This is a genomic window from Methylopila sp. Yamaguchi (genome assembly GCF_002897035.1).
In the GTDB taxonomy this organism is placed as follows: Bacteria; Pseudomonadota; Alphaproteobacteria; order Rhizobiales; family Methylopilaceae; genus Methylopila.
The window spans coordinates 1-23,376 of the sequence record NZ_BAUX01000011.1; the positions used below are offsets into that span (position 1 = coordinate 1).

25 protein-coding genes are annotated in these 23,376 nt (G+C 69.7%); 16 read left to right on the forward strand and 9 right to left on the reverse strand.

What is annotated here, in order from left to right; translation table 11 throughout:
- Both METY_RS13485 and METY_RS13490 read left to right on the forward strand, forming a co-directional pair.
- Positions 1 to 342: TIGR02301 family protein (locus METY_RS13485; protein ID WP_103121921.1), on the forward strand; the 342-nt coding region annotated here is incomplete at its 5' end.
- Between the two features lie 112 nt (positions 343 to 454).
- Positions 455 to 712 carry a hypothetical protein gene (locus METY_RS13490; RefSeq protein WP_020186082.1) on the forward strand — a complete coding sequence of 86 codons (258 nt, stop codon included), beginning with the start codon at positions 455 to 457 and terminating at the stop codon, positions 710 to 712.
- A gap of 26 nt (positions 713 to 738) precedes the next feature.
- Here the strand turns inward: METY_RS13490 and METY_RS13495 are convergent, their stop codons facing one another.
- The gene (locus tag METY_RS13495) at positions 739 to 1,374 is read right to left on the reverse strand and encodes a LysE family translocator (protein WP_103121922.1); all 636 of its coding nucleotides are present in this window, start codon (positions 1,372 to 1,374) and stop codon (positions 739 to 741) included.
- A gap of 135 nt (positions 1,375 to 1,509) precedes the next feature.
- Positions 1,510 to 2,841 carry a dihydroorotase gene (locus METY_RS13500; protein ID WP_103121923.1) on the reverse strand — a complete coding sequence of 444 codons (1,332 nt, stop codon included), beginning with the start codon at positions 2,839 to 2,841 and terminating at the stop codon, positions 1,510 to 1,512.
- Between the two features lie 90 nt (positions 2,842 to 2,931).
- On the opposite strand from METY_RS13500, the gene ygfZ reads away from it, so the two are divergent.
- Together ygfZ and METY_RS13510 are read left to right on the forward strand one after the other, a co-directional pair.
- Positions 2,932 to 3,795 carry a CAF17-like 4Fe-4S cluster assembly/insertion protein YgfZ gene (gene ygfZ / locus METY_RS13505; protein WP_103121924.1) on the forward strand — a complete coding sequence of 288 codons (864 nt, stop codon included), beginning with the start codon at positions 2,932 to 2,934 and terminating at the stop codon, positions 3,793 to 3,795.
- On the forward strand, positions 3,792 to 4,382 hold the full coding sequence (locus METY_RS13510) for a DNA-3-methyladenine glycosylase I (protein WP_103121925.1): 591 nt from the start codon (positions 3,792 to 3,794) through the stop codon (positions 4,380 to 4,382). The genes ygfZ and METY_RS13510 overlap by 4 nt, the downstream gene beginning before the upstream one ends.
- 42 nt (positions 4,383 to 4,424) lie before the next feature.
- Here METY_RS13510 and METY_RS13515 read toward each other — a convergent pair whose 3' ends face one another.
- The 3 genes from METY_RS13515 to METY_RS13525 form a co-directional block, all read right to left on the reverse strand.
- Positions 4,425 to 4,691 carry a Txe/YoeB family addiction module toxin gene (locus tag METY_RS13515; RefSeq protein ID WP_103121926.1) on the reverse strand — a complete coding sequence of 89 codons (267 nt, stop codon included), beginning with the start codon at positions 4,689 to 4,691 and terminating at the stop codon, positions 4,425 to 4,427.
- Positions 4,688 to 4,945 carry a type II toxin-antitoxin system Phd/YefM family antitoxin gene (locus tag METY_RS13520; protein ID WP_103121927.1) on the reverse strand — a complete coding sequence of 86 codons (258 nt, stop codon included), beginning with the start codon at positions 4,943 to 4,945 and terminating at the stop codon, positions 4,688 to 4,690. The genes METY_RS13515 and METY_RS13520 overlap by 4 nt, the downstream gene beginning before the upstream one ends.
- 61 nt (positions 4,946 to 5,006) lie before the next feature.
- Positions 5,007 to 6,335, reverse strand: coding sequence for a dicarboxylate/amino acid:cation symporter (locus tag METY_RS13525; RefSeq protein WP_103121928.1), 1,329 nt, complete (start codon positions 6,333 to 6,335; stop codon positions 5,007 to 5,009).
- Positions 6,336 to 6,499: 164 nt separating this feature from the next.
- On the opposite strand from METY_RS13525, the gene METY_RS13530 reads away from it, so the two are divergent.
- From METY_RS13530 to METY_RS13580, 11 genes are all read left to right on the forward strand, one after another.
- Positions 6,500 to 7,114 carry an HD domain-containing protein gene (locus METY_RS13530; protein ID WP_244593646.1) on the forward strand — a complete coding sequence of 205 codons (615 nt, stop codon included), beginning with the start codon at positions 6,500 to 6,502 and terminating at the stop codon, positions 7,112 to 7,114.
- 14 nt (positions 7,115 to 7,128) lie between these two features.
- Positions 7,129 to 7,638 carry a tyrosine phosphatase family protein gene (locus METY_RS13535; RefSeq protein WP_103121930.1) on the forward strand — a complete coding sequence of 170 codons (510 nt, stop codon included), beginning with the start codon at positions 7,129 to 7,131 and terminating at the stop codon, positions 7,636 to 7,638.
- Positions 7,635 to 8,609 carry an NUDIX hydrolase gene (locus tag METY_RS13540; protein ID WP_103121931.1) on the forward strand — a complete coding sequence of 325 codons (975 nt, stop codon included), beginning with the start codon at positions 7,635 to 7,637 and terminating at the stop codon, positions 8,607 to 8,609. The genes METY_RS13535 and METY_RS13540 overlap by 4 nt, the downstream gene beginning before the upstream one ends.
- A gap of 72 nt (positions 8,610 to 8,681) precedes the next feature.
- Positions 8,682 to 10,112 (forward strand): phospholipase D-like domain-containing protein, encoded by a 1,431-nt coding sequence (locus METY_RS13545; protein WP_103121932.1) that lies wholly within the window; start codon positions 8,682 to 8,684, stop codon positions 10,110 to 10,112.
- A gap of 105 nt (positions 10,113 to 10,217) precedes the next feature.
- Positions 10,218 to 11,099 (forward strand): LysR family transcriptional regulator, encoded by an 882-nt coding sequence (locus tag METY_RS13550; RefSeq protein ID WP_103121933.1) that lies wholly within the window; start codon positions 10,218 to 10,220, stop codon positions 11,097 to 11,099.
- 82 nt (positions 11,100 to 11,181) lie between these two features.
- Positions 11,182 to 11,955 carry a 2-keto-4-pentenoate hydratase gene (locus METY_RS13555; RefSeq protein WP_103122040.1) on the forward strand — a complete coding sequence of 258 codons (774 nt, stop codon included), beginning with the start codon at positions 11,182 to 11,184 and terminating at the stop codon, positions 11,953 to 11,955.
- A 234-nt stretch (positions 11,956 to 12,189) separates the two neighbouring features.
- A complete protein-coding gene (locus METY_RS21240) occupies positions 12,190 to 14,076 on the forward strand; it encodes an OmpA family protein (RefSeq protein WP_200819683.1) in 1,887 nt (628 codons plus the stop codon).
- A gap of 165 nt (positions 14,077 to 14,241) precedes the next feature.
- On the forward strand, positions 14,242 to 15,642 hold the full coding sequence (locus METY_RS13565; RefSeq protein ID WP_103121934.1) for an APC family permease: 1,401 nt from the start codon (positions 14,242 to 14,244) through the stop codon (positions 15,640 to 15,642).
- A gap of 25 nt (positions 15,643 to 15,667) precedes the next feature.
- A complete protein-coding gene (locus METY_RS13570) occupies positions 15,668 to 16,609 on the forward strand; it encodes a diacylglycerol/lipid kinase family protein (protein ID WP_103121935.1) in 942 nt (313 codons plus the stop codon).
- Complete coding sequence (locus METY_RS13575) at positions 16,606 to 17,475, forward strand: metallophosphoesterase family protein (protein WP_103121936.1); 870 nt, start codon at positions 16,606 to 16,608, stop codon at positions 17,473 to 17,475. The genes METY_RS13570 and METY_RS13575 overlap by 4 nt, the downstream gene beginning before the upstream one ends.
- Before the next feature lie 193 nt (positions 17,476 to 17,668).
- The gene (locus METY_RS13580; protein ID WP_103121937.1) at positions 17,669 to 19,270 is read left to right on the forward strand and encodes a peptide chain release factor 3; all 1,602 of its coding nucleotides are present in this window, start codon (positions 17,669 to 17,671) and stop codon (positions 19,268 to 19,270) included.
- A gap of 144 nt (positions 19,271 to 19,414) precedes the next feature.
- Here the strand turns inward: METY_RS13580 and METY_RS13585 are convergent, their stop codons facing one another.
- Genes METY_RS13585 through METY_RS13600 form a run of 4 tightly spaced genes read right to left on the reverse strand, consistent with a single transcriptional unit; the run spans position 19,415 to position 22,177 of the window.
- The gene (locus tag METY_RS13585) at positions 19,415 to 20,635 is read right to left on the reverse strand and encodes a CCA tRNA nucleotidyltransferase (protein WP_103121938.1); all 1,221 of its coding nucleotides are present in this window, start codon (positions 20,633 to 20,635) and stop codon (positions 19,415 to 19,417) included.
- Positions 20,632 to 20,907, reverse strand: a complete 276-nt coding sequence (locus METY_RS13590; RefSeq protein ID WP_103121939.1) for a DUF6111 family protein — start codon at positions 20,905 to 20,907, stop codon at positions 20,632 to 20,634. Before METY_RS13590 ends, METY_RS13585 begins: the two co-directional genes overlap by 4 nt.
- Positions 20,904 to 21,569: a CoA pyrophosphatase gene (locus tag METY_RS13595; RefSeq protein WP_244593647.1), complete on the reverse strand. Its 666-nt coding sequence runs from the start codon at positions 21,567 to 21,569 to the stop codon at positions 20,904 to 20,906. The genes METY_RS13590 and METY_RS13595 overlap by 4 nt, the downstream gene beginning before the upstream one ends.
- Positions 21,566 to 22,177, reverse strand: coding sequence for a DUF1285 domain-containing protein (locus METY_RS13600; protein WP_244593648.1), 612 nt, complete (start codon positions 22,175 to 22,177; stop codon positions 21,566 to 21,568). Before METY_RS13600 ends, METY_RS13595 begins: the two co-directional genes overlap by 4 nt.
- A gap of 188 nt (positions 22,178 to 22,365) precedes the next feature.
- Between METY_RS13600 and METY_RS13605 the strand changes: the two genes are divergently transcribed.
- Positions 22,366 to 23,376 carry an AAA family ATPase gene (locus METY_RS13605; protein ID WP_103121940.1) on the forward strand — a complete coding sequence of 337 codons (1,011 nt, stop codon included), beginning with the start codon at positions 22,366 to 22,368 and terminating at the stop codon, positions 23,374 to 23,376.

Below are 23,376 nucleotides of genomic sequence, written 5' to 3' on the forward strand. Positions count from 1 at the left end.
CCGCCGCAGCAGCAGCCCGCGCCCCAGCCGCCGCCCGCCGCCGCGCCCTACGAGCCCAAGCTGATCCGCCTCGCCGAGACGCTCGGCGCGCTCCATCATCTGCGCGCCGTCTGCAAGGCGAAAGACGCCGACGTCTGGCGCGACCGCATGTCGGCGCTGATCGCGGCGGAGGCGCCGGCGCCGGAGCGGCGCGACGCCCTCGCCGGGGCCTTCAACGCCAGCTACCGTGCCTGGGCGCGGAGCTACCACGCCTGCACGCCCGCGGCCGAGGTTGCGACCGCGCGGTTTCTTCAGGAAGTCTCGGCGATCGCGACCGAGGTCAACGCCCGCTACGGGCCCTGACGCGGGGGAGAAGTCGTTTAAGTTTTCCCGCCGGCGTTAACCCTTTTTTCGAGAATCGCTGCGTCCCGCCCGCCCTTCCGTTAGAGTCGCGGACGGACAGGGAAGGGACGCCATGGCTCATGACGATTCGGCCGCGACGGACGAAGGCGCCGTCGACGATCGCCGCGCCGCGCTCGCGTATCTCGACGAGGCGTGGGAGGAGGCCCTGCTCGACGGGATCGCCCCCGACTGCGTCGCGCACGCCGCGCTGTTCGCCGCGCTGAAGGAGCTTGTGCTGTCCTTCGGCGAGGAAGCGACCGCGCGTTTCGTGGAGCGGCTGCCGGACCGGCTGCGGAAGGGCGACTACACGCTTCCGAGCCTCGCGCATTAACCTGCGGGTTAACCCGGCGTCGCCCTTCAGTAACCCAGCGCGACGCTGATCAGCACCGCGAATCCGAACAGCGCGAGCCCGCCGCCGGACACCGCGTTCAGGCGGCCGAGCCACTTCTCCGCGATCCGCTCCCGCAGCCGGCTCGCCCCCATCGACAGCATCAGCCACCACGCCGCGCTGCCGATCGCGACGCCGATCGTCAGGAGCGCCGCGGCGCCGAAATCGCCGACCTGCTCGCCGATCCCGGCGAGGCCGCCGAAGATCGCGAAAAAACCCAAGAGCACGGCCGGATTCGTCACCGTCAGGACGAAGGACGCGAGCGCCGCGCGGAACAGCGACATGCGCGTGTCGTTGGCGGGCGCGGCGCCCTTCGAGGGCGCGTAGAGCAGCTTGACGCCGAAGGCGATCAGGATGGCGCCCCCCACCACCTTGATGACGCTGAGATGGCCTTCGATGAAGCTCGAGATCGCCGTCACGCCGAAGGCCGCGAGCCCCGCGAACAGCACGTCCGCCGCGAACGCCCCAGCTCCCGCCGCCAGAGCCGAGGCGGGGCCGTTGCGGATGGCCCGGTGGATGCACATCACGTTCACCGGCCCGACCGGCGCATTGACGCCGACGCCGATGGCCACGCCCGTCGCGATCAGCGAAACGTCGTCGATCACGCAGGGCGTCTCCCCGGAGACTCGCGCCAAAGCGCGGGTTGTGCACGGACGACTGCGGTCTTAGCCCGCAGTCGCTTCGCAGGGCAACATGGGGCTCGGGCCGTCTCCCGCAAGCGCCCATGATCGCCCAGCCGGTCAGCTCCGGAGCGTATCGATGAAGCGCACGGGCTCGCCCGTTCCCGGCGCGAGGATCTCGCTCTCCCACATCACCCGGCGTCCGCGAAGAATGGTTCCCACCGGCCAGCCCTGCACCGACACCCCGTCGTAAGGGGTCCACTGGCTCCGTGAGCCGATCCAGCCGTTCGTGATCGTCTCCCGCCGCTTGAGGTCGACCACGGTGACGTCCGCGTCGTAGCCCACGGCGAGACGGCCCTTGGTCGCGATGCCGAAGATGCGCGCGGGCCCCGCGCTGGTGAGGTCCACGAACCGCGCCAGGCTGAGGCGGCCGGCGGCGACGTGATCGAGCATGATCGGCACCAGCGTCTGCACGCCGGTCATGCCGGAAGGGCTGTCGGGATAGGTCTTGGCCTTCTCCTCCAGCGTGTGGGGCGCATGGTCGGAGCCCAGCACATCGACGACGCCCTGGTGCAGGCCCCACCAGATCCCGGCGCGGTGGGCGTCGTCGCGCACCGGCGGGTTCATCTGCGCGCGGGTGCCGAGCCGCGCATAGGCGTCGGAGCCCAGGGTGAGATGGTGCGGGGTGGTCTCGACCGTCGCCACGTCCTTGAAGTCGGCGAGATAGCGCATCTCCTCGGCCGTGGAGATGTGCAGCACGTGGACCTTCGCGCCGTGCTCGCGGGCGATGGTCGTCAGCCGCCTGGTGCACTTCAGCGCCGCTTCCGCGTCGCGCCACACGGGGTGGCTGGACGGATCGCCGGCGACCCGCTCGCCCTTGCGCTCCGAGAGGCGCGGCTCGTCCTCGGAATGGACCGAGACCCGACGGCGGGTGCGCTTCAGGATCTCGCCCACGCCCACGTCGTCCGACACCAGCAGCGAGCCGGTGGACGAGCCCATGAAGATCTTGATGCCGGCGGCGCCGGGCAGGCGCTCCAGCTCGGCGACGTCCCTCGCATTGTCGTGGGTGCCGCCGACGAAGAAGGCGTGGTCGCAGTGCATGCGGCCCTTCGCGCGGGCGAGCTTGTCGGCCAGCGCCTCGGGGGTGACGGTGAGCGGGTTGGTGTTCGGCATCTCGAACACCGCCGTCACGCCACCGAGCACGGCTGCGCGCGAGCCCGTCTCGAGGTCCTCTTTGTGAGTCGCCCCCGGCTCGCGGAAATGCACCTGCGTGTCGATCACGCCCGGCAGCAGGTGAAGCCCCGCGCAGTCAACCACCTCGCCGGCGGAGGCCGCCCCGAGATCGCCGATCGCGGCCACGCGGCCAGCGCGTACGCCGAGATCGGCGCGGCGCTCGCCGTCCTGGTTGACCACGGTCCCGCCTTTGAGCAGGAGGTCGAAGGTCTCGGACATCGGGCGTCCTCCGGAAAAAGGTTCGGCTTGAAGGCGGGGCTCCCGGGGGCCTACCTTCGCGCGGCATCGAAGGCAACAGGAACCGAGACCATGCGCGGCGCGATCCTGGACATGCGGGGAACGATCGAGGTAACCGGCCCTGAGGCTGGCCGCTTCCTCGACAATCTGCTCTCGAACGACGTCGGAGGGCTGGCTCCCGGCCGCGCCGCCTACGCCGCGCTGCTCACGCCCCAAGGCAAGATCGCCGTCGACCTGCTCGCCTCGGCGATCCCGGAGGGCGTCCGGCTCGACGCGCCGAAGTTTCTGGTGCCCGATCTCATTCGCAAGCTCGGCCTCTACAAGCTGCGCTCGAAGGTCGACTTCCGCGACACGAGCGCCGAAACCCGCGTCGCGGTCCTGTGGGGCGACGGGCTCCTGCCGAACGGCCTGCCTTCGCTCGTCTCCGACCCGCGGCTCGCGGCCCTCGGCGCGCGCGCCTACCTGCCGGCGGACGGAAGGCTTCCCGAAGGCGTGATCGACGTCGGCCCGGAGGGCTGGCGCGCACACCGCATCACTCTTGGGGTGCCGCAGGGCGGGCTCGACTTCGTCTACGGCGACGCCTTTCCGCACGAGGCCTGTATGGAGCAGCTCAACGGCATCGACTTCAAGAAGGGCTGCTATGTCGGCCAGGAAATCGTGAGCCGCATGGAGCACCGGGGCACCGCCCGCACGCGGGTGGCGCCGGTCAGGATCGACGGGCTTCCGCCGGAGATCGGCGCGGCGGTGACCGCCGGGGAGCGGGTCATCGGACGCATGGGCTCGGCGATCGAAGGCCGAGGCCTCGCGCTGCTGCGGCTCGACCGCGCGGAGGACGCCCTCGCCGCCGGCGTGCCGCTGATGGCGGGCGCCGCAATGCTGACGGTCGAGAAGCCGGCCTGGGCGCGGTTCGCCTTCCCCGGCGAGACGGCTGCGTGAGCGAAGCCGCCCCCCGTCACGCCGACGGAAAATGCCGCTGCGCCTGGTGCGGGACCGACCCGCTCTACGTGGCCTATCACGACACCGACTGGGGGCGCCCCGAACGGGACTCCCGCGCGCTTTACGAGAAGCTGGTGCTGGACGGCTTCCAGGCCGGCCTGGCGTGGATCACGATCCTGCGCAAGCGCGACGCCTTCCGCACGGCGTTCCAAGGGTTCGAGCCGGAGGTCGTCGCGCGCTTCGGCGAGGCCGACGTGGCGCGCCTTTTGGGCGATCCCGGCATCGTCCGGTCCCGCGCCAAGATCGAGGGCGCGGTGAAGTCCGCCCGCGCCTATCTCGCCATGCGCGACCGCGGCGAGGATTTCTCCGACTATCTCTGGGGCTTCGTCGGCGGCGCTCCGATCGTGAACCCGTGGCGCGAGCGCGGCGAGGTCCCGGTCTCGACCCCGCTGTCCGAGGCGCTGTCGAAGGACCTGAAGCGCCGCGGCTTCACCTTCTGCGGTCCGGTGATCGTCTATGCCTTCATGCAGGCCGTGGGCATGATCGACGACCACTTCGTGGGCTGCTGGCGAAAGGGCGGGGCCTGAGCTGGGGGTCGAGGTCCGCTCTTAGGCCTCGAACCAAGCCTTTCAGTAGTGAAAGCGGCAAGAGAGGATCTCGACCCGCCTCTCGTCTCCCGAGCCCTCAACCCGATAGACGAACCGATGCTCCCGGCTGATGCGTCGCGACCACCAGCCTTTGAGCTGAAGCTTCAGCGGTTCAGGCTTTCCGATCCCCTGAAACGGCGAGCGCGTCACGTCCTTGATCAGGGCGTTGATCTTATTGGTGAGATCGGGATCGTCAGCCTGTAGCGCTACGTAATCGCTCCAGGCGTCGGAAAACCAGACGACCTTCACCGCTCGATCAGGTCGCGTTCGACGCCCTTGCCGGCGTCAAGTTCAGCGATGCCCTTCAAAAGGTGCTCTGCGTTGCGCGGGTTGCTCATGAGGTAGAGCGTCTCCTCCATCCCGCGCCACTCCTCCTCGGAGATCACGACGACCGAGCGCCCCCCCTTCCGCGTCACCAGAAGCGGCGCGCGGCTGTCGACCACATCGTCGAGATGGGTCGCAAGGTTCTGTCGAAACTCGGTGAAACCGACATGAGACGGCATCGCGCCCTCCTCGCTTCAAAACTGTACCGAAATATGTACGCATAGCCGCTCGGCTGCAAGGTCACGCTCGCGCCGGTTCGGCGAGCTCCTCGTCCGTTCCTCCGCTGTCGAGCTGGACGTGCAGGCGTCGTTCGTCCAGCGCGCCCTCCCACTTCGCGACGACGATGGTGGCGACGCCGTTGCCGACAAGATTGGTCAGCGCGCGGGCCTCGGACATGAATCGGTCGACGCCGAGGATCAGCGCGATGGCCGCGATCGGGATGTGCTCAACGGACTGAAGCGTCGCCGCCAGCACGATGAAGCCGGAGCCGGTGACGCCGGCGGCGCCCTTCGAGGTCAGCAGCAAGATGGCGAGGATGCCGATCTGCTCCCAGAGCGTCTGCTCGGTGTTGGTGGCCTGGGCCAGGAAGATCGCGGCCATCGTCAGGTAGATGCAGGTGCCGTCGAGATTGAAGGAGTAGCCCGCGGGAATGACGAGGCCGACCACCGAGTCATCGGCGCCGGCGCGCCTCATCTTGTCCAGCATCCGCGGCAGCACAGACTCGGACGAGGAGGTGCCGAGGACGATCAGCAGTTCCTCGCGGATGTAGCGGACGAACTTGAAGATCGAGAAACCCGCGAAATAGGCCACGATCCCCAGCACGCCGAAGATGAAGATCAGGCATGTGACGTAGAAGCCGAGCATCAGGTAGAGCAGCGATGCGAGCGCCCCGAGGCCCTGCGAGCCGATCGTGTACGCCATGGCGCCAAAAGCGCCGATCGGCGCGACCTTCATCACGATGCCGATGATCTTGAAGAACACGTCCATCGACGAGTCGACGAGCGCCATCACGGGCTTGCCCTTCTCGCTGACCATATGCAGCGCGACGGCGAACAGCACGGCGAAGAACAGGACCTGGATGATCTCGCCCTGGGCGAAAGCCCCAACCACGGCGTCCGGTATGATGTGAAGGAAGAAGTCCGAGATCGACTGGCCTTCGGCCGCTTTTTGGTACTTTGCGATCGAGCCGGCGTCGAGCGTGGAAGGGTCGACGTTCATGCCGGCGCCCGGCTTCAGCAGGTTGACGACGACGAGGCCGATGACGAGCGCGACGGTCGTCAGCGCCTCGAAGTAGATCAGCGCCTTCAGGCCCACGCGGCCAACCTTGCGCATGTCCTCCATGCCGGCGATGCCGTGCACCACGGTCAGGAAGATGATCGGCGCGATCAGCATCTTGATCAGCTTGATGAAGGCGTCGCCGAGCGGCTTCATCTGCTTCGCGAGATCGGGCGCGAGATAGCCCAGCAGAATGCCGAAGGCGATCGCGATCAGCACCTGGAGGTAGAGGATCCGATACCAGGGACGGGAAGACCGTGGAGCGACGGGCTCCGCGGGGTGGGTCGCAACCATGATCGAACTCCTCCGGACGCCCTAGATCGGTGGAAGAGCTAGTTCACGGAACCGCGAGGTCGAGCGCGCTCTCGCATGACAGACCTGCTCGCCCGCTTGCGTCGCCGCGCTCGGACGCCTTCAACACTCAGATAGCGCCGCAACGTTCGAGATTCGCCTCGCCTATGACGCCCGTCTCCCCTCGCCCCGCCGCCCGCGACGACGCCCCCCGCGCGTGGCAGCGCATGCTGTCCGGCCGCCGGCTGGACCTGCTCGATCCGTCGCCCTTGGACGTCGAAATCGCGGACATCGCCCACGGGCTCGCCCGCGTGGCGCGCTGGAACGGACAGACGAGCGGCGAGCACATCTTCTCGGTCGCTCAGCATTCGGTGTTGGTGGAGGACATCGCGGCGCGCCTCTCGCCGGGCTGCGACACGCGGCTGCGCCTGACGGTGCTGCTGCACGACGCGCCGGAATACGTCATCGGCGACATGATCAGCCCCTTCAAGGCCGTGCTCGGCGGCGAGTACAAGGCGGTGGAGGATCGTCTGATGCGCGCGATTCACGTCCGGTTCGGACTGCCGGCGGAGCGCGGCGAGAGCGCGACCAAACTGCTGAAGCGCGCTGATCGCTCAGCGGCGTTCCTCGAGGCCACCCGGCTCGCGGGATTTTCGCTGGCCGACGCGCGCCGCGTCTTCGGCCGCCCCGAGGGCGCTCCGGCGGACGTCGACCTGACGCCGTGGCCGGCGGAGCTCGCCGCGCGACGCTTTCTCGCTCGGTTCGAACAGCTCCACGGCTGAGGAGAGATGAAGGGATGATCGTCGTCTGCCCCGCCTCGCAGCTCGAAGACAGCGTCGCGCGCTATGGCGTCCGGCGCGTGCTGACGCTGACCAGCGGCGGCCTGCCGACGCCGCGCCCCGCAGGCGTCGCGGCCGGGGACCACCTGACGATCGCCTTCCATGACCTGCTGGGCGCGCGGGACGGCCACGTTGCGCCCGCCGCGGCCCACGTCGCCGAGGCGCTGGCCTTCGCGAGCCGAGACGACCGCCCGCTGCTCGTGCACTGCTACGCCGGCGTCAGCCGCTCGCCCGCCATGGCCTACGCCATCGCCTGCGCGCGGGCGCCGAACCGCGAGGAGGCGGAGATCGCGCAGGAACTGCGACGTCTGAGCCCGAGCGCGACGCCGAACGCTCTCGTCGTGGCGCTCGCGGACGACGCGCTCGGGCGCGGTGGACGGATGCGCGCGGCGATCGCCGCCATCGGCCGGGGCGAGGACGCGTTCGAGGGCGAGGTGTTCGCGCTGCCAACGGGGTTGAGACCGTGACGTCCGCGGCGACCGTCGGCGTCGGGCTGTCGGCGGCGGTGGTCGCCGTCGAGGGCGACAGGCCGCTGATCCTGGTGGCGCAGCCGCCGGGCGGCGGCAAGGCGCTCGGCCTGCCGTCGGGGTCGTTCGACCCTTTGCGCGACCGCACGCTCGAGATCGCGCTCCGCACCTCGATCGCCGAGCAGACCGCGCTCGACGTCGGCTACGTCGAGCAGCTCTACACCTTCGGCGACCGCGGCAGGGCGGCGGAGCCCGGAGATCTTGCTCCGCACATGGTCTCCATCGGGTATCTCGCGCTCACCCGCCGGCCCCGTGACGGCGCGGCTCTCGCGGCCGCGGGAGCGGCGTTCCGTCCGTGGTACGGCTTCTTCCCCTGGGAGGACTGGCGGGAGCGCCGCCCCGAGGTCCTCGACGCCCAGATCCTGCCGGCGCTCGCGCAATGGACGGCGGAGGCGCCAGAGGCGGAAACCGGCCGCGCGTTGCCCCGTCTCGTCCGCGCCCGGCAATGTTTCGGCTTCGACGGAGCCCCCTGGGACGAGGAGAAGGTGCTCGACCGCTACGAGCTCCTCTACGAGGCCGGCCTCGTCGAAGAGGCGGCGCGCGACGGCCGGCCGGCGGCGCTCGGTCGCGCGGCCCTGCCGCAGCTCGGCGTCGCCATGCGCGACGACCACCGCCGCATCCTCGCGACCGCCATGGGGCGCATCCGGGCCAAGCTGAAGTATCGGCCGCTGGTGTTCGAACTGATGCCGCGGCAGTTCACGCTGACCGCGCTCCAACGCACCGTGGAGGCTGTCGCCGGGCGCCATCTTCACAAGCAGAACTTCCGCCGTCTGGTCGAAGCCGCAGCGCTCGTGGAGCCGACCGGAGCGGCGGAGACCGCGACCGGAGGACGGCCCGCCCAGCTCTACCGCTTCCGCCGGGAAGCGCTGGAGGAGCGTCCCGCGCCGGGGCTGCGGTTGGGCCGGGGCTGAACCGACCGAAAGGACGAGACGCGGGGCGACCCTGCCCTATAACCCCCTGCCCGCCTTCCCTCCCGGACATCGATGGCCGCCGACCTCCTCATTCCTGGCGACACCTGCTGGCGTATCGCCCATGCGAACCGCCTGTCGGTGATCGTCGACGCCGCCGAGTATTACCGCGCCGCGCGCGCCGCCATTCTGAAGGCGCAGCGCTCGGTGCTGCTGATCGGCTGGGATTTCGACAGCCGGATCGAGCTCGAGCCGGAGGGCGAAACGCTCGAGGGCCCGAACGCGCTGGGGCCGTTCCTCAGCTGGATCGCCGACCGGCGGCCGGAGGTGAGCATCCATCTGCTGAAGTGGAACCTCGGCATGATCGAGACGCTCGGCCGCGGCGAGACGCCCTTCTACATGCTGCAGTGGATGTGGAAGAAAAACATCCGGATGAAGCTCGACGGCGCTCACCCGCCGCTTGCGGCGCATCACCAGAAGATCGTCGTGGTAGACGACGCTCTGGCGTTCTGCGGCGGCATCGACATGACGCTCGGACGCTGGGACACCCGCGCCCACAAGGACGACGACCCGGCGCGTCGCTCGCCGCGGGGCAAACCGCTGCAGCCCTGGCACGACGCGACCATCTGCGCCGACGGCGAACTCGCCGCGGCGCTCGGCGAGCTCGCCCGCGAACGGTGGCGGCGCGCGACGGGCGAAGAGCTTCCTCCCCCGTCGGTGGCGCAGGATCTGTGGCCGGACTTCCTCGAACCGACGATGACGGAGGTCGACGTCGGGATCGCTCGCACCGTCGGCGCCTACGACACGATCGAACAGGTCTGCGAGATCGAGCGGCTTTACCTCGCCGCCATCGCGAGCGCCCGGAACACGCTCTACATCGAGAGCCAGTACTTCGCCTCGCGCAAGATCGCGGAGGCGATCGTCGCGCGGCTTCAGGAGTCGGAGGGGCCAGAGATCGTCATCATCAATCCGGACGCCCAGGACGGCTGGCTGGAGGAGACGACCATGGGGTCGGCGCGCTCCAAGCTGATCGGCTTCGTCCGCCGCGAGGACCGCCATGGGCGGTTCCGGATCTATTTCCCGCAAACCGCAGCCGGCGCTGCGATCTATGTCCACGCCAAGGTGATGATCGTGGACGACCGACTGTTGAAGGTCGGCTCGTCCAACCTGAACAACCGTTCCATGGGCTTCGACACCGAGAGCGACCTCGCCGTGGAGGCGCGTCCCGGCGACGAAGCGCTCAGGGCGCGCATCCGCTGGGTGCGCGACGATCTGCTGGCGGAGCATCTCGGCGTGGCGGCCGAGGACGTCGCCCGCAAGATCGACGAGGCCGGCTCGCTGATCGCCGCGATCGAGGCCTTCGCCGCCGCGGGCCGCCGCCTCGCCCCGCTGGAGGCGCGGGAGGTCGGGGAGATCGAAGACGTCCTGTCCGAGAACGACCTGGTCGATCCCGAGCGACCGCCCAGCTTCTGGCGGCGGACGCGCCGGAAGCTCCGCTTGCGCTGAACCCGGCGGCGCCCAGAATCCGGGGCCGCCCATGACAGGGCGGTCCGAATAGTCTAGTCCGGCGATCGTCTTTCCTCGCCGCCTGTCGCCGACGGAGGCCCATCCATGCTCGCCTGGGACGACTTTCGGCTGGTCAAGGCCGTGGCCGAACGGCGCTCGCTCGCCGGCGCCGCGACGCTTCTCAACGTCAACGCTTCCACGGTGTTTCGGCGGCTCGGCGCGCTCGAGGAGCAGCTCGGCGCGCGCTTGTTCGAGCGCGGGCGCGCCGGCTACGGCCTCACGCCCGCGGGCGAGGAGATGCTGGGCGTCGCGGACCGCATGGCCGACGACATCGTCGCCTTCGAGCGCCGCATCTCCGGACAGGACCTCGCGCCGGCCGGTGAATTGCGCGTCACCACGAACGACAGCCTGCTGATCCACCCGCTGACCTCGATCTTCGCCGGCTTCCGGCAGGCCTATCCGGACATCCTCCTCGACGTCGTCATCGGCAACGACGCGCTCAACCTGTCAAAGCGCGACGCCGACGTTGCGATCCGCGCCACCGCCAGCCCGCCCGAGACGCTCGTCGGCCGCCGGATCGCGGAGCTCGGCTGGGCGATCTACGCAAAGGCCCCGCACGCGCCGGCGGCGGACATCGCCGAGCTGCAGGACGAGGACTGGATCGGCCCCGGGGACATGCTCTCCCTGCTGCAGCGCTGGCTGCGCGAGACCATCGGCGAGCATCGCACGGTCTACCGCATCTCGACGGTGCTCGGCATGGCGGAGGCGATCGAAGCCGGCCTTGGGGTGGGTCCCCTGCCCTGCTTCATCGGCGACATGAGGCCGGGGCTCATCCGCGTGTTCGATCCGCCGCGCAAGGCCCCCGCCGAACTCTGGCTCCTGACGCACCCCGATCTGCGATCAAGCGCGCGCGTGCGCGCCTTCATGGACCATGTCGGCCACGAACTGACGCGCCTCAGGCCCGCGTTCGAGGGCCGCCCGGCCTGAGGCGCGGTCGCCTCCCGAGACCCCGGCGGGATGGCGCACATCGGACCCAATGCCCGCTCGTTTCCAGCTCAAGGATCGCCACATGCCCGACGCCGCGCCCGCCAAGATCGCCGCAGCCGCCCGCCTGCTGGAAGAGGCGCGCCGCAGCGGCGTCCAGCTTGCGGGCCTCCCCGCAGACCTGGCCCCGGCGGACGAGGCGGAGGCGATGGCCATGCACTACGCCGGCGTCGCCGCGATCGGCCCGATCGTCGGCTGGAAGGTCGGCGCGCCGACGCCCGAGGCCGAGCCCGGCCAGGGCGCGCTCACGGCGTCCACCCTCCACGACAGCCCCGCCGCGCTTCCCGCCTCCACTCTCAAGCTCTGGGCCGTCGAAGCCGAAATCGCCGTGCGGCTCGGCCGCGACCTGCCGGCGCGCGAGACGCCGTACTCGCGCGAGGAGGTCCTCGCCGCCGTCGCGACCTGGCACCCGGCGATCGAAGTGCTCGACACCGCCTTCGAGCGCTGGAGCGAGCAGCCGGCGCTGTGGCGCATGGCCGACCGCCAGAGCCATGGGTTGCTCATTCTCGGACCGGCCTCGACAGAGCCGCCGCCCGGTCCGCTCGATCGCGCGCCGGTGCGGCTGGAGATCGACGGCGAGACGGTCTTCGAGCATGAGGGCGGCAACACGGGGGGCGATCCGACGCGGCTGCTGGTGGCGCTCGCGAACCGTCTGCGTGAAGGACCCAACCACCTCAAAGCCGCGGACGTCGTCACGACCGGCTCGGCGACGCCGTTCCGCCAAGCGGCCGCGGGCGAAACGGTGACCGTCGCGTTCGAGGGCTTGGGCTCCGCGACTTTGACGATCGGCGTCGACTGACCGGGAACGATTGACCGGTCGCAGCGTTAAAACCTGCCTATTCACGCGCCGTTCATGTCGAAAGGCCTACCCAGAAGCACCAGCTGGGCTGAAGGCTCGCCCTAAGGCTATTTTCGCATCCGAATACGTCACCCAGTGGTCGTAATCGGAGGTCATTGCTCCAAGTGACGCTTGGGGCTTATTGGCGATCGCCGCACGAAAGAGGCGGACGCCGGAAACGAAACAAGGTTGGTTATGAAGACGACACGATATCTTCTTCTCGCCGGCGTCGCGCTGCCGTTGCTTGCCGCTTCCGCGCCAAGCATCGCCGCGTCCGGCCCGGCCCTCTCCGGCGACCGTCCGATCGTCGTCGCGCAGAGCGACGAGGACCGTGGTCGCGGCGGAGACCGTCCCGAGCGGGCGGAACGACCGGACCGCGCCGAACGGCCAGAGCGGGCGGAGCGACCTGAGCGCGCCGAAAGGCCGGAGCGTGCTGAACGGCCCGATCGTCCGGAGCGCGCCGAGAGGCCCGACCGCGCTGAACGTCCCGAGCGCCCCGAGCGGGCGGAGAGGCCCGAGCGGGCGGAGAGGCCCGAGCGCGCCGAGCGTCCCGAGCGGCCGGAGCGGGCCGAGCGCCCGCAAAACAACGACGCCGACGAGCGTCGCCAGCAGCGCGCGCAAGAGCAGCAGGAGCGCCGCGAGCAGCGCGCGCAGGAGAAGCGCGAAGCGGCCCCTGAGAAGCGTGAGGACGCCCGAGAGGATCGCCAGAAGCCTATCCGCGAGCAGCGCCAGGATGCTCTGCAGGACGATAAGCGGAAGGACGCGCGGGAGAAGCGCGAGACTGTTCAGGACCAGCGTGAGCAGGACCGCAAGAACGCCGCCTCGGACAAGAGCGACCCGGCTCAGGACCGGCGCGATGAGCGGCTGAAGGAGCTTCGCGAAAAGCGTCAGGACGATCGGAAGGACGCGGTCGACGATCGCAGGGACGCCGCTCAGGACAGGAAGGACGCGGCGGAAGATCGGCGTGACGACCGTCTGAAGGAGCTTCGTGAGAAGCGCCAGGACGACCGCAAGGACGCCGCCGAGGACCGCCGGGACGACCGTCGGGATGATCGCCAGGACGCAGCCCGCGATCGGCGCGACGATCGCCGGGAAAACGGCCGCACCGCTGACCAGAAGCAGCGCATCGAGCGTCTCCAGGAGCGCATCCGCGACGAGCGTCGCGACGCGAGCCGCGACAGGGATCGGCAGAACGACCGCATCGAGCGCCTGCGAGATCAGCGCAAGGAGCGTCGTGACGGCGATCGGGTGGTGATCACCGAAGGCGACCGCACGATCATCCGTGAGGGCGGCCGGACGATCATCCGTCGTGACGAAGGCGCGCGCTTCCGCATCGGCGCCCGCGATTGGCGCGAGGAGCGCCGGGGCGACGAACGGGTACGCATCTCGGTGCGTCCGGACGGCTCTGAGGTCTACACCTATGTGGACGACGACGGCCGCCTGCTCCGCCGCACGCGCCGTTACCGCGGCGAGGAGTACGTCCTGATCGACAACCGCCCGCGCGGCGGCGGCGCGATCGGCGCGTTCATTGACCTCGGCCTGCCGCCGCCCCGGATCTCGATCCCGCGCGAGGAGTACATCGTCGACGCCGACACCGCCTCGTACGACGATATCGAGACCGCCTTCGCGGCGCCGCCGGTGGAGCGGGTCGAGCGTCGCTACACGCTGGACGAGATCCGCACCAACCCGCCGCTGCGCGAACGGGTGCGGTCGGTCGACCTCGACTCGATCACCTTCGACACGGGCTCGTGGGAGGTTCGCGACGACCAGATCACGAAGCTCGAGAACGTGGGCCTCGCCATGGAGGACGCGGTCAAGAAGGATCCGAAAACGATCTTCCTGATCGAAGGCCACACCGACGCGGTCGGCTCGGACGACGACAACCTGTCGCTGTCGGACCGTCGCGCCGAGGCAGTCGCGGAGGTGCTCTCGAAGTACTTCGACGTCCCGGCCGAGAACCTGACCACGCAGGGCTACGGCGAGCAGTACTTGAAGGTGAAGACGGACGGACCTGAGGAGCGCAACCGCCGCGTGACGGTCCGCAACATCACGCCGCTGCTGCAGACCAGCCAAGCGAACTGACGCGCGCTTCGCGCAACGACGAACGCGCGGGCCCTCGGGCCCGCGCGTTTCTTTTTGCCTCTGGAGGAATTGCGGCGAAGAGGTGGCGGCGGCGGCGGAACGCTCTAGGTGCCCAACGATGGACGGACGGCCGAACGGCCGCGAGCACGAGGGGACCTGCCGACGATGAGCGCCACAGACGCAGCCGACGCCCGGACCAGAGACGGCGAACCTTCGCTCGATCGCTCCGTAACGCTCTTCCAGATCACGCTCTACGGCCTCGGCTCGATGCTCGGGGCCGGCATTTACGGGCTGATCGGCCAGGCCGCCGGCCAGCTTGGCAGCGCCGTATGGATGGCCTTTGTGGTGTCGATGATCGCCGCGATGCTGACCGGCCTGTCCTACGCCAACGTCGTCTCGCGCCATCCCAAGGCCGGCGGCGCCGCCTACGTCACCCAGCGCGCCTACGGAATTCCACTCCTGTCTTACGTCGTGGGCCTCGCGGTCGTATGCTCGGGCCTCACCTCGATTGCGACCCAGTCGAACGTGGTCGCCGCGAGCCTCCAGAAGCTGCTGGGCCTCACCGCCGTCCCGATCTGGGTGCTGGCCTTCGGCTTCCTTCTGCTGATCGCCGGTATCCTGCTTCGCGGCATCAAGGAGAGCATGTGGTTCAACGTCATGTGCACGATCGTCGAGGCCTCCGGCCTCCTGCTCGTGATCGCCGTGAGCGTGAGCTACTGGGGCTCCAACCCGCTGATGGAGTTCCCGCCGGCAGCCAGCCACAACGGCGAAGTCGGAGCCATAGCGGTGCTCGTGATGCAGGGCGCCGTGCTGACCTTCTTTTCGTTCATCGGCTTCGAGGACATGCTGAACGTGTCGGAGGAGTGCAAGGACGCGAGCCGCAACGTGCCGCTCGCGATCGTGCTGGCGATGATCGGCGCCACCATCATCTACATGGCGGTGGCGATCTCAGCCGTCTCGGTGATGCACTACAGCGAGCTCCCGAAGGAACTCGCGCTCGTGGAGGTGGTCAAGCGGGCTGCTCCGTGGTTCCCGCCGGTGATCCTGTCGGTCGTCACGATTTTTGCGGTGTCGAACACGGCGCTCGTGAACTGGATCATGGGCTCCCGCCTGCTCTACGGCATGTCGAAACAGGGGCTGATGCCCCAGGCGCTCGGGAAGGTTCACCCCACCCGCCGCACCCCGCATGTGGCGATCCTGACGCTGCTCGCGATCGTCGCCGTGCTGTCGCTGCTCGGCGACATCAAGGCGCTCGCCCAGGCGACCGTGCTTCTCCTGCTGACCGTCTTCACGGCCGTGAACGTCGCGCTCGTGATCCTGAAGCGCCGGCCGGGGGAGAAGCCCGGCCAGTTCGAGGTGCCGATCATCGTGCCGATCCTCGGCGCGATTATCTGCGCTGCGCTGATCGTCGTGCGGCTGTTCCAGGAAGGCGGACTGGCGGCGCCGGCGATCGCCTTCGGGCTGATCGCGCTGATCGCGGTGCTCTACTTCGTCACCGGCGCGGGCCGGGATCAGGAGCGCCTGCGGCGTTTCATCGAGCAGGACGAGGCGGCCGCCGGGGCGTGACCGCCTCCGCTAGAGGAAGGCGGGCGTGAGGGTCGCACTCGTGGTCAACGGCTCGTCCGGTTCGCTGCTCGGGCGAACCGGCATGGCCGACGAGCTCGCGGAGAAGCTCGCCGCAGCCGGGCTCGAGGTTGGCTCGGTCCTCGACGGCGACGCCAGCGACATCGCCGTCCGGCTGAAGCGGGCCTCGACGCTGCCAGTCGACGCCGTGGTGATAGCGGGCGGCGACGGAACGATCGCGACCGCCGCCCAGCTTCTGATGGGAACGGACAAGGCGCTCGCGCCGTTGCCCTTCGGAACCATGAACCTGCTGGCGAAAGATCTCGGATTGCCGCTCGATGTGGACGCGGCGATCCAGCAGATGGCTTCAGGGGAAATCCGCGAGATCGACGTCGGCGAGGTCAACGGCCGGGTGTTCCTGTGCAACTCCATGCTCGGCCTTCCGGCCCGGCTCGCCGAACGGCGGGAGAAGAACCGCGAGCACATGGGCGCGCTCGGCTGGTGGCGGCTCTTCGCCGCCGGGCTTAAGGGGCTGTATCGCTACCCGCCGATGCGGATCGGGCTCGACTTGGGCCGCGGCCCGGCGGCGTTCCGGACCAAGGCGATCGTGATCGCCAACAACGGCTACGACGAGGGGTTCGGGCAAGTGCTCACGCGCTCGCGGCTCGACCGCGGCGAACTCGTCGTCTACGCGACCCGCCGCCTGAGCGTCTGGCCCCTGGTGCGCCTCTCCGTGCGCATGGCGCTCGGGACCTGGAGCAGAGACGGAGATCTCGAAACCTACCCTGCGACGCGGCTGGCGGTGACCAGCCGCCGGCGCAAGCTCCGCGTCATGAACGATGGTGAGACCATGCTGCTGACGCCGCCCCTGCGTTACCGCTCTCGTCACAAGGCGCTGAAGGTGCTCGCGCCGCGTCCCCCCGAGGCGGCGACGACGGCGGACGCCCCGGTGCTGGAGAACGCGACATGACCCGCCTCGCCCACATCTCGGACCTGCATTTCGACCGCGTGGATCCTGCGATCGTCAAAGGTCTTCGCGAGGAACTGAACGACGATCGGCCCGATCTCGTGATCGTCAGCGGGGACCTGACGCAGCGGGCCTACCGGGAAGAGTACCGCTCCGCCGGCGCCTTTCTGCGCAGCCTCGAGTCCCCGGTGCTCGCGGTCCCCGGCAACCACGACATCACCTACATCCATCTCGCCCAGCGCTTCCTCGACCCCTACGCGCGCTGGCGCCGGTTCATCGCGCGCGACATCGAACCGACCTGGACCAACGACCAGGTCGCGGTCGTGGGCCTAAACACCGCCCGGCGGATGGCCTGGGGGTTCGACTGGTCCAAAGGGCGTTTCGGCTTGCGCCAGCTGCATCGGCTGAACAAGCGGCTGGAGGCGCTGCCCGAGCACCTGTTCCGGATCATCGTCGCGCATCACCCGTTGCACCCGCCCGCGCACGCGCCCGATCTCGACGTGGTGGGACGCGCCGACGACGCGCTCGCCTGCTTCCGGCGCAACCGCGTCGGGCTGGTGCTCGCCGGGCATCTGCACCGCGGCTACGTCCATGTCGACGAGATCGACCAAGGCGACGCGCCGCGGCTGCTCGTGGTGCAAGCCTCGACCGCCACCTCGACGCGGCTGCGGGGCGAGCCCAACGCGTACCACCGCATCACCATACGCCCGGGCGGTCGCATGCACCTCGAGGTGCGCGCCTGGGACGGAGCGCGCTGGGTCAGCGTCGCAGCGCGCGATCAGGGCGCGAAGCTCGGCGAACTGCCGTTTCACGCGCCCGTGGTGGAGGAGATCGCGGGGCGCGAAAACGCGCCCGCTGGTCTGGGATAGCGGCTCGGAACTTGCGCCGGGCGGCGCGCCGTGTCACGCAACCGCCTCACGATCCCTATGGACGCGCGGCCTCGCCGCATGAGCTCCGACGCCGCTGCTGAGGCTCGGGCCCATTGGCGGTTCTGTATCCCGGCTCGCGGCCGGGACATGGGCGGCGCGTTTTCAAAGCCTGACCGAAGATCCGTCCGACGCCATGACCGACGCCGCCCTCGCCACGCCTGAGACGCCCCTCGCCCGCGAAGTGAAGCGTCGCCGCACCTTCGCGATCATCTCGCACCCCGACGCCGGCAAGACCACGCTGACCGAGAAGCTGCTGATGTTCGGCGGCGCGATCCAGCTCGCGGGTCAGGTCAAGGCCAAGGGCGAACGCCGCCGCACCCGCTCCGACTGGATGGCGATCGAGCGCGACCGAGGCATCTCGGTCGTGACCTCGGTGATGACCTTCGAGTACCGCGACTGCGTGTTCAACCTGCTGGACACCCCGGGCCACGAGGACTTCTCGGAAGACACCTACCGGACGCTGACCGCGGTCGACAGCGCCGTCATGGTGATCGACGCCGCCAAGGGCATCGAGGCGCGCACCCGCAAGCTGTTCGAGGTCTGCCGGCTCCGGGACATCCCGATCGTCACCTTCATCAACAAGATGGACCGCGAGAGCCGCGACCCGTTCGAGATCCTCGACGAGATCGAGACCACGCTCGCGCTCGACGCGACGCCCCTGACCTGGCCGATCGGCCGCGGACGCGACTTCGCCGGCACCTTCGAGCTCGGCTCCGGCCGCATCCGCCTGGTCGACGGCGGCGACGAGCCGGCGGGAACGGGGCTGGAAGCGCTGGGCGGTCTCGTCTCCGAGCATCGGCTGGCCGAGGTGACCGAGGAGTTGGAGCTGGCGCAGGGCGCGCTGAAGCCCTTCGAGCTCGCCTCGTTCCGCGAGGGCCACCTGACGCCGGTGCTGTTCGGCTCGGCGCTGCGGAACTTCGGCGTCCGCGACCTGCTGGACGCCCTCGCTGACCTCGCGCCTTCGCCGCAGGGGCTCGACAGCGACAAGCGGCCGGTCGCGGCGGAGGAGCCGCGCATGACGGCCTTCGTCTTTAAGGTCCAGGCCAACATGGACCCGAACCACCGCGACCGCATCGCCTTCGTGCGGCTCTGCTCCGGCAAGCTGACGCGCGGCATGAAGGCGTTGCAGACCCGAACCGCGAAGACCATCGGCCTGCACGCGCCGCAGTTCTTCTTCGCCCAGGACCGCGCGCTCGCCGAGGAGGCCTACGCCGGGGACGTGGTCGGCATCCCGAACCACGGGCTCCTCCGCATCGGCGACACCCTGACCGACGGCGAGAACCTGTCCTTCCTCGGCGTGCCGAGCTTCGCGCCCGAGATTCTGCGTCGCGTTCGGCTGGAGGACGCGATGAAGGCCAAGAAGCTGAAGCAGGCGTTGCAGGAGATGGCCGAGGAAGGCGTGGTGCAGGTGTTCCGTCCGGTCGACGGGTCGCCGGCGCTCGTCGGCGTCGTCGGCCCGCTGCAGCTCGACGTGATGGAAGGTCGGCTCAAGGCCGAGTACGGCCTCGAGGTCGGCTTCGAGCAGAGCCAGTATTCGCTCGCCCGCTGGGTCTCTGCGGAGAACAAGGCCGACCTCAACGAGTTCTTGAACGCCAACCGCGCCAGCACGGCGGAGGATCTGGACGGCGACCCGGTGCTGCTGACCGGCTCCGCCTTCCAGATGAACCGCGCGCAGGAGCGCTGGAGCAAGGTCAAGTTCACGGACGTGAAGGACGTGCGGAAGGTCGCGGCGTAGGGGTCGGCGGCCGGTCCCCAGCCTCCGCCGTCGTCCTCCGGCTTGACCGGAGGACCCACGTTGTACGTCGAGCTTCACGCCGGACGTGGATGGTCCGGTCAAGCCGGACCATCCACGTCCGTGTGGAACGGGGAATCACCGGCGCTATCTCGCCGCGGCGTCCACCAAGGCCTGGGCTTCTTCCCCGACGGGGAACCCCGCGTCGATCCAAGCCTCTTCCGCCGCCCGCAGCGCGCGTCCCAAGGCCGGTCCTGGCGCGAGGCCGCGCGCGATGAAGTCGCCGGCCGCGAACGGCGGCTTCGGGACAGGCCACCTTTCCGGGAGCGCGACGAGGTCCGCCCACGCACCGTCGTCAGGCCCCGCGCCGGCGTCCGCCCAGGCGAGCCGCGCGCGATCCTGAAACGCTTGCCGTCCCAGCCGGTAGAGCGCGACCTTCGCCGCCGCCTCGCCGACGCCGGGCGCCAATGGCGGCCGCGCGTCTCGAATTTCGGCGAGCCGCCGCGCCTCCGCGTTGGTCAGGCGAAGGCGTTGCTGGAGCCGCTCGCCATCTTCCGCCACCACCTGCGCCAGCGCGGCGAGGCGCAGGACAGCGTCGCCCGCGCCATCGAGTTCGACCATGCGTTCGAAGCGGCGAAGGTGCGGCGCGCCGCCGATCAAGAGGCCAAGCAGCCCCGCCTCGGCCATGGTCCGCACCGTTTCGGACGCCCGCGGCGCGACGAGCAGTTTAAGTAGTTCGGCGCGGACGCGCTCGCGCGACAGCGTGGCGAGGCCCGCCCGCTCGGCGATCGCGGCGGCGAGGCCCTCGCGGTCGAGCTCTCCCCGTCCAAAGCGCGCGTGAAATCGGAAGAAGCGCAGGATGCGGAGATAGTCCTCGCGGATGCGCTCGCGCGGATCGCCGATGAACCGCGCCCGTCCGGCCTTGAGATCGTCTAAACCTCCCACGAGATCGTGGATGCGGCCGGCGCGGTCGAGATAGAGCCCGTTCATGGTGAGGTCGCGGCGCTGCGCGTCCTCCGCCCAGTCGCGGGTGAAGGCCACGACCGCCCGGCGGCCGTCGGTCGCCACGTCCCGGCGCAGCGTCGTCACCTCGAAGGGCTGGCCCTCGGCGACGACCGTCACCGTGCCGTGGTCGACGCCCGTGGGGACCGCCTTCCAACCGGCCGCGCGGGCGCGGCGCATGGTGTCTTCCGGCAGCGCGGTCGTCGCGATGTCGACGTCGCCGCGGGGCAGGCCGAGCCAAGCGTCGCGCACCGCGCCGCCGGCGATCCGCGCCTCTTCGCCCTCGCTGTCGAGCGCGGCCAACACCTCGCGGAGCGGCGACGCCGTCAGCCAGGCGACGTCGTCGAGCCGCGCCGAGGCGGTCATTTCGTGGCGGGCTCGATGATGCGGCCGGGCACGAAGACGCCGTTTTCCATGTGAGCGGGCGTATAGAGCGCCTTGGTCGAGCCGCCGGTGGTCAGCGCGAGCGTCGCCAGACTGCCGAGGGTCAGCGCCAGCGCGATCCCGACCAGCCAGATCAGGGGAATGCCCCGCCAGCGTTCGGGCGCGCGCCAGCCGTGACCGGCGAGATGCAGCCAGACCGCGTAGGCCACGAAGGGCGAGAGAAACAGGGCGATCTGGAAAAGGATGCGCGTCATTCCGCGTAAAGCCGATCATAAAGGTTCCGCAGGACGCCCGCGGTGACCCCCCAGATATGGCGTTCCCGCCACGGCATGTGATGAACTTTTCGAAGGCCGCCGCCCCATTCGCGCATTTCGACGCTGTGGTTCTCCTCCTGCATGAGGAAACCGAGTGGAACCTCGAAGGCGTCGGCGACCTCGCCGGGCGACAGCGTGAGCGCATAGGTGGGCGCGATCTCGGCCACGACGCCGACGATCGCGAAGCCCGAGTTCGTTATGTAGAGATCGAGATAACCGAGGGGCCGCACAAGTGCGGCGTCGAGGCCGACCTCCTCCTGCGCCTCCCGCAGGGCTGTGGCGAGCGGAGACGCGTCCTCCGGATCGCGCTTGCCGCCGGGAAACGAAATCTGGCCGGCGTGCACGGGAAGGCCCGCCGCACGCTGGGTGAACAGCAGCTGCGGCTCCTCCCGCGTCACGACCCCGACCAGCACGGCCGCGGCGCGCGGCACCCGATCCGGCGGCAGCAGGTCGCGTTCGCCCACAACCACGGTCTCGGGATCGTCGGGATCGGGCGCCGTCGCGTGCAGACGCTGCGCCGCGCGGACGCGAAAGTCGTCAAGGGTGAAGGCCGTGTCGGGGGCCAGGCCTCTCGCCGCGGAGACGACGCCGTCGCCCCTCACGCGCTCGCCTCGGCCATTGGAAAGAACACGCCGCCCGACCACACGCCGAGCCGTCCGTCGCGCTCGTCGGCTAGGTCGACGAGATCGTAGACCGCGGAGCGCGCGACCAGCGCCCAGAGATCGGAGCGAACGTGGACGTAAGGCTTGAAGCCGCCGTCGGCCGCTTCCTCGAAGCGCAGGGCGTGCTCGGGCCCGACGTCCACCACCTCGTCCACATTGGTGCGGAAGCGAATGCGGCGTTGCGGCCCTTCGCCGTCGCTCGCGAGCTCGACCGCAAGGAAGGGCGCGTCCTCGACGGTGATGTCGAGCTTCTCGGCCGGCGTCACGAGAACGTAGCCGTCCGGATCCCGCCGCAGCACCGTGGAGAACAGCTTGACGAGCGCCGGCCGCCGGATCGCCGACCCCTCGTAGATCCAGGATCCGTCCGCCCGGATGACGAGGTTCAGCCTGCCGCAGCGCTCCGGATGCCATTTGTGCACAGGCGCGACGCCGCGGGCGCAGGCTTCACGCGCCGCCTCCGCCAAGGCGGTCATCCGGTCCGGAGCGGGCTCCCAAGGAGCGGCGCTCGGCGTCTGGTCGGCCATCACGTTCAGTTGACGCTCCTGCATCTCAAAGCGGGGCCTTGGTGTCGCCCCTTTCCTGCCCTCTGCCTAAAGGTAAGGCGGCGGACCGGCGACGGTAGCCTATCCCGCGCCCGCGCTCCCGACCTTAAGCCCACGGCGCGAGGCTTGCATTGTGGACCATACGGTCGTCCGATGCGTAACAGTCCGACGACACAGCATGCGAGGAGCGCTCCATGACGCAAGCGGCGACCGACGGCGCGACCGACCTCGACGCGGCCATCGTCCGCGGCGCGGAAGCGATCGGCGGCCAGGTGGCCGGCGCCCGAGCCGCGATCGGCCAGGTCATCTTCGGCCAGGACAAGGTGGTGGATCAGGCGCTGCTCACCGTCCTCTGCGGCGGCCACGCCCTGCTTGTCGGCGTCCCCGGGCTCGCCAAGACGAAGCTGGTCGAGACGCTCGGCACGGTGCTCGGCCTCGACGCGCGGCGGGTGCAGTTCACGCCGGACCTGATGCCCTCCGACATCCTCGGCTCCGAGGTGCTGGAGGAGGACGCCCACGGGCGTCGCTCCTTCCGCTTCGTCTCCGGCCCGATCTTCGCGCAGCTGCTGATGGCCGACGAGATCAATCGCGCGAGCCCGCGCACGCAGTCCGCTCTGCTGCAGGCGATGCAGGAGTATCACGTCACCGTCGCCGGCCAGCGCTACGACCTGCCGCGCCCCTTCCACGTGCTCGCCACCCAGAACCCGCTGGAGCAGGAAGGCACCTATCCGCTGCCTGAAGCGCAGCTGGACCGCTTCCTGATGCAGATCGACGTCGACTATCCCGACCGGGACGCCGAGCGTCGCATCCTGCTCGCCACCACGGGCTCGGAGGAGGCGAAGCCGAAGGCGGCCATGACCACCGACGACCTGCTTCAGGCGCAGCGCCTTGTCCGCCGTCTGCCCGTGGGCGAATCCGTCGTCGAGGCCATCCTCGACCTCGTGCGCTCCGCCCGTCCTGAGACGGCGGAAAAGGCGGTCGCCGACAAGATCGCCTGGGGCCCTGGCCCCCGCGCGAGCCAGTCGCTGATGCTGGGCGTGCGCGCCCGCGCCCTGCTCGACGGCCGCCTCGCGCCCTCGATCGACGACGTGGCGGCGCTGGCCGGTCCGATCCTGAAGCACCGCATGGCGCTGACCTTCTCCGCCCGCGCCGACGGCGACACGCTTCAGGGCGTGATCGCGAAGCTCGTCGAGCGGCTCGGCTGA